A 9,035-nucleotide genomic window follows, 5' to 3' on the forward strand; every position below is an offset into this window, starting at 1 on the left:
GAACCACAACCCCAAGAGCGTGAATCGGCTGTCCACAAGCATCCGGCGGGTATCCGGCGGGTGGGCGGCGGGTGGTGGTCGTAAAGCCGGTGGGTCCAGGATCGTCGGCACGGACTCCGCCCGCCTCGGCGTGCCGCGAGCGCTGGGGCGGGCGGACCTCGCCGCGATGCTGTTCGGCCACAGCCTGCGGGCGCCGGCCGGGCCGGCTCAGTCCGATCTCCGTGTGCGGGTTCCCTCGCCGGAACCGTCGCGGGAGTCGACCGGCCACCCCGTCATCGGCGTTGCTCACGCGCCGAGGCGTAGAGGCAGACGGCGGCCGCAGTGGCCAGGTTGAGGGACTCGGCGCGGCCGTAGATCGGGACCTTCACCGAACGATCGACGATCGCGTCGTAACCGTCCGGCAGCCCGTGCGCCTCGTTGCCGAACAGCCACACCGTGGGCTTGGCAAGCGTGCCGTCGTCGATACAGGTGTCCAGGTCGGTGGATCCGTAGCCGTCCGCCGCGAGGACCTGCAGACCCTGGTCGCGCCACGACTTGGCCGCCGCGGGCACATCCACGTCGACGGTGATCGGGACGTGGAAGACACTGCCCACGCTGGCGCGGACCGCCTTCGGGTTGTGCGGGTCGACGGACTCCGACGACAGCACGACCGCGTCCGCTCCGACGGCGTCCGCCGTACGGATCAGGGTGCCGGCGTTGCCCGGGTCACGGACCTGTACGCCGACCGCGACCAGCCGGGCCGTCCGCCGTACCGAGTCGTCCAGCGGGACGTCGACGAGTGAGCACACCGCGACGACGCCCTGGGAGGTCACGGTCTCGCTGACCGCCTCGATCGCGGCCCGGTTGACCTCGAGCCACAGCACGCCGGCGGCACGAGCCAGGTCGCGGAGATCGCGGTGCCGGGTGGCGACGTCGGGTTCGGCGTACACCTCGAGGACGAGCTCGCGGTGCTCGAGAGCTTCCCGGACGGCCTGTGGGCCCTCGACCAGGAAGCGGCGCGTCTTGCGCCGGAACGCACGAGTGGCGAGCCGCCGGGCCTGTTTGATCCGCACGGACTGTGCGGTCAGCAGGCCAGGGCTCGCCACTTCGAGTGCTACTTGAAGATACGGCTCAGGCCGCGGCGTCGCTCTTGGGAGCGTTCACGTCGGCCGGCAGCGCCGCCTTCGCGACCTGGACCAGCGCGGAGAACGCGGCCGGGTCGTTCACGGCCAGGTCGGCGAGGATCTTCCGGTCGACCTCGACCTCGGCCAGCCGCAGACCCTGGATGAACCGGTTGTAGGTCAGGTCCTCGGCCCGGACCGCGGCGTTGATCCGCTGGATCCACAGCTTGCGGAAGTCGCCCTTGCGCGCCTTGCGGTCCCGGTAGGCGTAGACGAGCGAGTGGGTGACCTGCTCCTTGGCCTTGCGGTACAGCCGCGAGCGCTGGCCGCGGTAGCCGCTGGCCTGCTCGAGTACGACCCGGCGCTTCTTGTGGGCGTTGACTGCCCGCTTCACGCGTGCCATGAGGTGTTACTCCTTGTATTTCTGCGCCGGAGAGAGATTGATGCCCACTCGGCGGGGGTGTTCGGGGGAAGTGGTGCTCAGATGCCGAGAAGCTTCTTGGCCTTCTTCACGTGCGACGGCGCGACCTCGACGGTGCCGGACAGGCGCCGCTTGCGCTTGGTCGGCTTCGCCTCGGCGAGGTGGCGCTTCCCGGTCTGCTCGCGACGGATCTTGCCCGAGCCCGTCACCCGGACGCGCTTCTTCATCCCCGAGTGGGTCTTCATCTTCGGCATGGCTGTTGTGCTCCTGATTGTTTCGTTGACTCGATCTTCGGTTGACGGGTGCTCCGGCCTCGTGGGCCGGAGCGGTTCGTCACTCCGGGTCGAGGTTGTCTGCCGGACCCTTCGGCTTCTTCGTGGAGCCGGCGGCGCGCTCGGCCTCGTGAGCCTGAGCCTGCTCGGCACGCTCGGCGCGCTCCGCCTGCTGTTCGGCCTCACGCTCGGCCTGCTTCTTCGCCTTCTCGGCCTCCACGTCCACGCGCGCCTCGGACTTCTTCTTGTGCGGTCCGAGCACCATGATCATGTTCCGGCCGTCCTGCCGCGGCGAGGACTCGACGAAGCCGAGCTCGCTCACGTCCTCGGCCAGCCGCTGCAGCAGCCGGAAGCCGAGCTCCGGCCGGGACTGCTCACGACCACGGAACATGATGGTGATCTTGACCTTGTCCCCGGCACGCAGGAACCGGACGACGTGACCCTTCTTGGTCTCGTAGTCGTGCGGGTCGATCTTCGGCCGCAGCTTCATCTCTTTGATGACCGTGTTGGTCTGGTTCCGGCGGGACTCGCGCGCCTTCTGCGCGGTCTCGTACTTGTACTTGCCGAAATCCATCAGCTTGCAGACCGGAGGCCGGGCGGTCGCCGCGACCTCGACCAGGTCGAGATCGGCCTCCTGTGCCAGCCGGAGTGCGTCCTCGATCCGGACGATGCCTACCTGCTCACCGTTCGGTCCGACCAGTCGCACCTCGGGAACGCGGATGCGCTCGTTGACGCGCAGTTCAATGGTGATGGGTCCTCCTGGGTTGTGCTCGTTTTCGTGCCACCTCGCGACCGCCGCGGACCACTCGGCGTCGTCAAACCTCTGAAACGACGAAGGCCCTCGTGCGATCACACGAAGGCCCAATTCCCAGATGTACGACGCTCCAACCCTTGTGGGAGGTACGCCGTACCATCGCCTCGGCGCCCGGATCGCTCCGGGACCTCGGCTGACCGGGACCCGCCGACTGTTCATCGACTGGGTGGGAGGTGGCCCTCCGCTTAGACCAGAACCACTGGCTTCCCGCGAGTATTCCACTCAGGGGTCACCACCGGACCAGGTCGGTCGCCGTGTAAGAGTAGCAGCATGACCGACGAACTCTCCACTTCGCAGTCCGAGCCCGCCCCGGGGGCTACCGAGGGCGGGCGGCCGGACCCGATGTCCACGGTGTCCCGCGACATCGCCGACGTACCCAGCGTGGAGATCATCTCGACCGCCGCGCTGCACCTGATGAGCGCCGCCGCGGTGAACCTCGGCCTCGCCGAGGACCTCCCCGAGCACAAGGACCTGGACGAGGCCCGCTCCCTCATCGATGCCCTCGCCGGCCTGCTCGACGCATCCGCCGCCTCCCTCGGCCACCACCACGCCGCTCCGCTGCGCGACGGGCTCCGCTCCCTCCAACTCGCCTTCAAGGAGTCCGCCACCATCCCCGACGAGCCAGGCCAGGGCCCCGGCGAGAAGTACACCGGCGCCGTCCACCCGTCCGCGGCCCGGAGGTAGTTCTCCGGCGCGGGCTGGGCCGGCGGCCGCGGCGACGAGCTACCGGTCGCGATCGAGGACCCGCGTCATCCAGATCGAATCGCCGCGTTCGGCGTCCTCGGTCACGCGCCCGCTCCGGTGGAACCCGAGCTTGTCCAGCACACGGAACGACGGCGCGTTCCATGCCCGCACGGTCGCCCACAGCCGCCGCCGACCCGTCCGGGCCGCAGCTTCGACGACCGCACGTGCGGCCTCGGTGGCGTAGCCGTGACCGTGAGCTCGCCGCGCGAGCTCGTACGCGAGCTCGGGTTCGTCGAACGACGCCTGGCCGACGGTCAGTCCGCAGTACCCGATGAACTCCCCCGTGTCTCGCCGCTCGATCGGCAGCAACCCCAGTCCGGGCGCTGCCGCCAGCGGGTTGCCGGCGAGCCACCCACGGATGTCATCGACCGTCGGACGCCCCTCCGCGTCGATCCGCCGCAAGGCCCGTGGATCCCGCTCGATCCACAACCCGCGGTACTCCGCGGCGTCCGAGGGCAGCCAACGCCGCATCCGCAGCCGCTCGGTCGTCAGCTCCGCAGGCAGGTCCTCGTACGTCGCCACTCACCCAACCTATAAGCGGATCAGGCGGAGCGGGTGTCGTGGGTGCCGGCGGGGAGTGCTTCGTCGTCGACGAACTCGAGGAGGTCACCCGGCTGGCATTCCAGGACTCGGCACATGGCTTCGAGGGTGCTGAAGCGGACGGCCTTGGCGCGCCCGTTCTTGAGGACGGCGACGTTCGCCGGGGTGAGGCCGACCTTCTCGGCGAACTCGCCGACGCCCATCTTGCGCTTCGCGAGCTCGACGTCGATGCGCACCACGATGGGCATCAGATCACCGCTTCCATGTCGGTCCGCAGCGTAGTGGCCTGCCGGAGCAGGGCACGCATGACCACCATCAGGAGCACGAGTACGCCGCCGACCAGCACCATCCCGAACATCAGGATCGGCAGCCCGGGGTCGTTGGCCAGGAAGCCGAGGTACAGGAAGACGCCGAAGAACAGCACCCAGCCGATACCGAGCGCCCAGATGATCGCGTCGACCCAGGGCAGCGAGTCCTCGCTGAAGATGCGGTCGGAGGCGACCAGGGTGAGCAGTTTCCAGGTGCAGACGATGACCACCTGGATCGAGAGCAGTTCGAGGATGGACCAGATCGTCAGCGGCCAGCGCAGGTACGCCAGGTCGGGCTCCTCCTCCGCCATGTACGCGAACTGTCCCGGCATACTCATCACCTGCGCCACCACGAGTCCCGCGAACAACATGACCAGCAGCACCCGCAGCGGTACGACGACCCGGTTCACCATGTTCATGCATCGACTATCGGTCGTCATCTATCGAAAGTCAATAGGTGGTCGTGATCGCGATGCGGTTGCCAGCGGGGGCCGTGGACAGCACATCGGGGGCTCGGACAGGTAATAACGTGTCCAAGCCCCCGACGGTGTGTGCAACGTCCCCCTTCGACAACTCGGCCGGGGCACGCGTGGGAGGGACTAGCCCTTGACCGCACCTTCCTCGACGCCCTTGAAGAAGAACCGTTGCAGGGTCGCGAACACGATCACGATCGGGATGAAGGCGATCATCGTGCCCGCCGCGATCAGGCGGGGATTGTTGCTGAACGTCCCGGACAGGTACTGCAGCCCGACGGTCAGCGTGTACTTGTCCGGGTCGGTGAGCACGATCAGCGGCCAGAGGAAGTCGTCCCAGGCCCCGATGAACGCGAAGATCGCGACCACGCTGATCGTCCCGCGGACCGACGGCAGCCCGATGTACACGAACCGCTGCCACGCGTTCGCGCCGTCCACGATCGCGGCGTGGTCGACCTCGACCGGCAGTGACCGGAACGCGTTGTACATCAGCAGCACGTTCAGCGCGCCGATCATGCCCGGCAGCGCGACCCCGAACAGCGTGTTCGCCAGGCCGAACTCCCGCACCGTCACGTACTGCGAGATGATCGTGACCTCACCCGGCAGCACCAGCGTCGCCAGGAACAGGCCGAGCACCAGCCGGCGCCCGCGGAACTGCAACCGGGAGAGCGCGAACCCGGCCAGGGACGCCCCGATGACGTTGCCGCCGACAACCAGTACGGCGACCACGAGCGAGTTCTTCGCGTAGTCCCAGACCGGGATGGTGTCGGCGACCGCGCCGTAGTGCTCGAACGTCGGCTGGGCCGGCAGCAATCGCGGGATCCGGGTGTAGATGTCCTCGCCGGAACCCTTGAGCGAGGTGGACAGCTGCCACAGGAACGGCCCGATCGTGATCAGCAGGACGAACATCAGCAGCACGTACCGGACCACCTTCTCCCGCGTGGAGACGGTGTTGAAGCCGAAGGAGCCGCGCCGGCGGGCGGGCGGCGTACCCGGTGCCTCCACGACGGCCGGCCGGGCCGGATCGGTCACGACGCTCATCCACGTCCTCGCTTCGCTCCGGGCGCGGATGAGACACGAGACGCTCTGTGCTTGATGATGAATTCGCTTCGCTCGCTCATGCTTCGGCTCCCCGGCGGTTGAGACGGGCCAGGATCAGCATCGGTACGACGGTGACGAAGAAAAGCACGATCGACAGCGCCGACGCGTACCCGAGGTTGCCCTCGAATCCCTGGCTGTACTGCTGGATCAGCATGACGACCGAGTTGTCCCGGCCACCCGGACCACCCTTGCCGCCGGTGAGGATGAACAGCTCGGAGAACACCCGCAGCGCCGACACCGAGATCAGGATCGAGATCAGGATCATCGTCCCGCGCACGCCTGGCACGGTGATGTGCACGAACCGCCGCAGCGGCCCGGCCCCGTCCACGGCGGCGGCCTCGTGCAGGTCGCGGCCGACGTTCCCCAGGGCGGCCAGGTAGATGATCATGTAGTACCCGAGCCCCTTCCAGATCGTCAGGCTGATCGCGCTGAACAGCAGCAGCCACTGGTCACTGAGGAACGGGAGCGGCCCGGAGATCACACCGAGCTTCTCGGCCAGGCCGTTGACCAGGCCGCGGTCGTCCAGGATCCACTGCCAAATCAGGGCGACCACCACCGCCGAGGCGACCACCGGGGTGTAGAACGCGGTCCGGAAGAACGTGATCCCGGGCAGCTTCTTCTCGACCAGGACGGCGAGCAGCAGCGGCAGGACGGTCAGGAACGGCAGGCAGACCACCATGTAGATGACGCTGTTCAGCAGCGCCCACCGCAACTGCTCGTCCTGCAGCAGCGTCTCGAAGTTCCTCAGCCCCACGAACGTCCCGCCACCGAGCGGCTTGGCGTTGGTGAACGAGAGGATGACGGTGTTGACCGACGGCCAGAGGTTGAAGACCAGCAACCACGTGAGTGCCGGGATCACCAGCACCCACGGGGTGAACCAGCGCTGGTACCGCATCACTGGGTGAGCAACTGGTTGGCCTTCGCCACCGCGGCGTCGAGGGCCTGCTGGGACGAGATCTTGCCGGAGATCGCGAGCGAGATCTGCTGGCCGATGAAGTCGTTGGTGGCACCGCTGATCACCGGCGGCTGCAGCACCTTGGCCTTGGACAGCGACTCGAACGCGAGCACCTTCGCGTCACTCTCCGGCGTGCCGTCACTCTTGGAGAAGTACGGGTCGCCGGCGGACGCCTTGGTGGACGGGAAGATGTTGACGATCTTGGCGAACGCGGCCTGGTTCTCGGCGTTGGTGACGAACCGGGCCAGCGCGATCGCGGCCGCCTGGTTCTTGGTCTTGGCCGACACCGACAGGCCCTGCACGTACAGCGGCGGGGTGTCGAGCGCGGGCGACGGGACGATCTTCCCCTTCAGCGACGGGTTGTCCTTGACGAAGTCCTGGATGGCGTTGCCGCCGCCGGTGGTCCAGGCGACCTTGCTCTGGGTGAAGAGCTTGGAGTTGCCCAGGTACTCCTGGGTGAGGATGTCGCGCGGCAGGTACCCGGCCTTGTAGGCGTCGCGGTACTTGTCCAGCAGCGCGGCCGCCTCCGGGGTGTTGAAGACGAACTTCGTGCCGTCGTCGGAGAGGATCTTCACGCCGGCGTTGGTGAAGTCGCCGATGCCGGGCAGCCGGCTCATCAGGTACTCCCTGCCGCCGGTCTTGTCGTGCATCACCTTCGCGGCCGCGAGCAGTTCGTCGAAGGTCTTCGGCGGGTTCTTCACGTCGAGCCCGGCCGCGGCGAACTTCTCCGCGTTCCAGTAGTCGACGTCGGTGTTCAGGTACCACGGGTAGCCGAAGGTGCCGGTCATCCCCTGGTACTGGTACGCCTGCACGCCGCCCTCGACGTACTCCTCGTTGATCTTGGGGTCGGCGGCGCCGACGTCGAGCAGCATGTTCTGCTTGGCCAGCGACAGGGCGAAGTCCGGCGGCAGGTTGGTGACGTCGGGCAGCTGACCCGCGGACGCCTGGCTGAGCACCTTCTTGTCGTAGCCGTCGCCCGGCTGGTCCAGCCAGGTGACCTTGGTGCCCGGGTACTTCGCCTCGAACGCCTTGATCACGCCCTCGACGTACGTGGTGAACTTCGGCTTCAGCGCCCAGGTCTGGAAGCTGACCTCACCGGTCACCTGCGCGTCGGCGTCGACGGTCGGCGTGGCGCCGCTGCCAGGATCCTCGGCCGAACCGAGGCCGCAACCAGCAAGGGTGAGAGCCGCGGCGGCCAGAACTGCCACCACTGCCGGACGACGTCTACGCATGGAATCTCCTGGGTTGATAAACCGGTATAGCTCCTGCACTATCCGGGATCGTAGAATCCGCTGTCAAGGGCGAGGGAGGTGGCACGTGGCGAGACCGACGATCGCGGACATCGCGCACCGGGCCGGGGTGTCCAAGGGTGCGGTGTCGTTCGCGCTGAACGGGCGCCCCGGGGTGAGCGACGCGACCCGGGAGCGGATCCTGCGGATCGCCGAGCAGATGAGCTGGCGGCCGCACAGTGCGGCCCGCGCGCTCGGCGCCTCCCGGGTGGACTCGGTGGGCATGGTGATCGCCCGGCCGGCCCGCACGCTCGGCGTGGAACCGTTCTTCGCCCACCTGCTGTCCGGCGTGCAGTCCGGGCTGTCCGCGGAGTCGATCTCGCTGCAACTGCTGATCGTCGAGGACACCGCTGCCGAGATCGAGGTGTACCGGCGCTGGACCTCGGAGCACCGGGTCGACGGCGTGATCCTGGTCGACCTGACCGTCAAGGACCCCCGGATCGACGAACTCAAGGCGCTCGAGCTGCCCGCCGTGGTCATCGGCGGCCGCGGCGGCAAGGGCGCGCTGCCGTCGGTCTGGGCGGACGACCGCGAGGCGATGCTGTCGATCGTGGAGTACCTGGCCGCCCTCGGTCACCGCCGGATCGCGCACGTCGCCGGTACGCCGAACTTCCAGCACACCCAGCGCCGGATCCGGGCCGTCCGGGACGCCGCACCCCGGCTGGGACTGGTCGACGCGCCGTCGCTGACCACCGACTTCAGTGACGCGGAGGGCGCCGCGATCACCCGCAAACTGCTGTCCCAGGCGCAGCGGCCGACCGCGATCGTCTACGACAGCGACGTGATGGCGGTGGCCGGGCTCGGGGTCGCGATGGAGATGGGCGTCTCGGTGCCGAGCGACCTGTCGATCGTCGCCTTCGACGACTCGATCCTGACCCAGCTGATGCACCCGGCACTGACCGCGCTGTCCCGGGACACCTTCGACTTCGGCCGGCAGGCCGCCGAGGTGCTGCTCGAGGTCATCGCCGACCCGGGGCAGGTGGTCAACCGGCGCAGCCCCGACCCGATGCTGACCGTC

Annotated in this window: 12 protein-coding genes; 2 read left to right on the top strand and 10 right to left on the bottom strand. The window is 68.2% G+C overall.

The annotated features are described in order from the left end of the window. Nucleotides 1-272 precede the first annotated feature (272 nt). The 4 genes from E1218_RS33110 to infC form a co-directional block, all read right to left on the bottom strand. A complete protein-coding gene (locus E1218_RS33110; protein ID WP_132326991.1) occupies nt 273-1,085 on the bottom strand; it encodes a TrmH family RNA methyltransferase in 813 nt (270 codons plus the stop codon). 25 nt (nt 1,086-1,110) lie between these two features. Beyond that, nucleotides 1,111-1,503 (bottom strand): 50S ribosomal protein L20, encoded by a 393-nt coding sequence (rplT, locus tag E1218_RS33115; protein ID WP_131367113.1) that lies wholly within the window; start codon nt 1,501-1,503, stop codon nt 1,111-1,113. Nucleotides 1,504-1,580: 77 nt separating this feature from the next. Further along, nucleotides 1,581-1,775 (bottom strand): 50S ribosomal protein L35, encoded by a 195-nt coding sequence (gene rpmI, locus E1218_RS33120; protein ID WP_132326992.1) that lies wholly within the window; start codon nt 1,773-1,775, stop codon nt 1,581-1,583. 79 nt (nt 1,776-1,854) lie between these two features. After that, entirely contained in the window at nt 1,855-2,544 is a 690-nt protein-coding gene (gene infC / locus E1218_RS33125) for a translation initiation factor IF-3 (RefSeq protein WP_132327000.1), read from the bottom strand. 333 nt (nt 2,545-2,877) lie between these two features. On the opposite strand from infC, the gene E1218_RS33130 reads away from it, so the two are divergent. Further along, a complete protein-coding gene (locus tag E1218_RS33130; RefSeq protein WP_233712637.1) occupies nt 2,878-3,291 on the top strand; it encodes a DUF1844 domain-containing protein in 414 nt (137 codons plus the stop codon). Nucleotides 3,292-3,330: 39 nt separating this feature from the next. Here the strand turns inward: E1218_RS33130 and E1218_RS33135 are convergent, their stop codons facing one another. From E1218_RS33135 to E1218_RS33160, 6 genes are all read right to left on the bottom strand, one after another. Then, a complete protein-coding gene (locus E1218_RS33135) occupies nt 3,331-3,873 on the bottom strand; it encodes a GNAT family N-acetyltransferase (protein ID WP_132326993.1) in 543 nt (180 codons plus the stop codon). Nucleotides 3,874-3,893: 20 nt separating this feature from the next. Further along, a complete protein-coding gene (locus tag E1218_RS33140; protein ID WP_132326994.1) occupies nt 3,894-4,139 on the bottom strand; it encodes a helix-turn-helix domain-containing protein in 246 nt (81 codons plus the stop codon). Further along, on the bottom strand, nt 4,139-4,618 hold the full coding sequence (locus E1218_RS33145; RefSeq protein ID WP_132326995.1) for a DUF2975 domain-containing protein: 480 nt from the start codon (nt 4,616-4,618) through the stop codon (nt 4,139-4,141). The genes E1218_RS33140 and E1218_RS33145 overlap by 1 nt, the downstream gene beginning before the upstream one ends. A 180-nt stretch (nt 4,619-4,798) precedes the next feature. Beyond that, nucleotides 4,799-5,713, bottom strand: coding sequence for a carbohydrate ABC transporter permease (locus tag E1218_RS33150; RefSeq protein ID WP_132326996.1), 915 nt, complete (start codon nt 5,711-5,713; stop codon nt 4,799-4,801). A 76-nt stretch (nt 5,714-5,789) separates the two neighbouring features. After that, a complete protein-coding gene (locus E1218_RS33155; protein ID WP_132326997.1) occupies nt 5,790-6,668 on the bottom strand; it encodes a carbohydrate ABC transporter permease in 879 nt (292 codons plus the stop codon). Further along, nucleotides 6,668-7,960 (bottom strand): ABC transporter substrate-binding protein, encoded by a 1,293-nt coding sequence (locus E1218_RS33160; RefSeq protein WP_132326998.1) that lies wholly within the window; start codon nt 7,958-7,960, stop codon nt 6,668-6,670. The genes E1218_RS33155 and E1218_RS33160 overlap by 1 nt, the downstream gene beginning before the upstream one ends. An 85-nt stretch (nt 7,961-8,045) precedes the next feature. On the opposite strand from E1218_RS33160, the gene E1218_RS33165 reads away from it, so the two are divergent. Beyond that, nucleotides 8,046-9,035, top strand: a 990-nt coding sequence (locus tag E1218_RS33165; RefSeq protein ID WP_132326999.1) for a LacI family DNA-binding transcriptional regulator, incomplete at its 3' end; no start/stop codon positions are given.

The organism is Kribbella turkmenica (genome assembly GCF_004348725.1).
In the GTDB taxonomy this organism is placed as follows: Bacteria; Actinomycetota; Actinomycetes; order Propionibacteriales; family Kribbellaceae; genus Kribbella; species Kribbella turkmenica.

What these genes read in the sequence shown, in the direction of transcription:
- rplT (WP_131367113.1), bottom strand. Translation starts at nt 1,503, where the DNA reads ATGGCACGCGTGAAGCGGGCAGTCAACGCCCACAAGAAGCGCCGGGTC.
- E1218_RS33145 (WP_132326995.1), bottom strand. Translation starts at nt 4,618, where the DNA reads ATGAACATGGTGAACCGGGTCGTCGTACCGCTGCGGGTGCTGCTGGTC.
- E1218_RS33140 (WP_132326994.1), bottom strand. Translation starts at nt 4,139, where the DNA reads ATGCCCATCGTGGTGCGCATCGACGTCGAGCTCGCGAAGCGCAAGATG.
- rpmI (WP_132326992.1), bottom strand. Translation starts at nt 1,775, where the DNA reads ATGCCGAAGATGAAGACCCACTCGGGGATGAAGAAGCGCGTCCGGGTG.
- E1218_RS33160 (WP_132326998.1), bottom strand. Translation starts at nt 7,960, where the DNA reads ATGCGTAGACGTCGTCCGGCAGTGGTGGCAGTTCTGGCCGCCGCGGCT.
- E1218_RS33150 (WP_132326996.1), bottom strand. Translation starts at nt 5,713, where the DNA reads ATGAGCGTCGTGACCGATCCGGCCCGGCCGGCCGTCGTGGAGGCACCG.
- E1218_RS33130 (WP_233712637.1), top strand. Translation starts at nt 2,878, where the DNA reads ATGACCGACGAACTCTCCACTTCGCAGTCCGAGCCCGCCCCGGGGGCT.
- E1218_RS33155 (WP_132326997.1), bottom strand. Translation starts at nt 6,668, where the DNA reads ATGCGGTACCAGCGCTGGTTCACCCCGTGGGTGCTGGTGATCCCGGCA.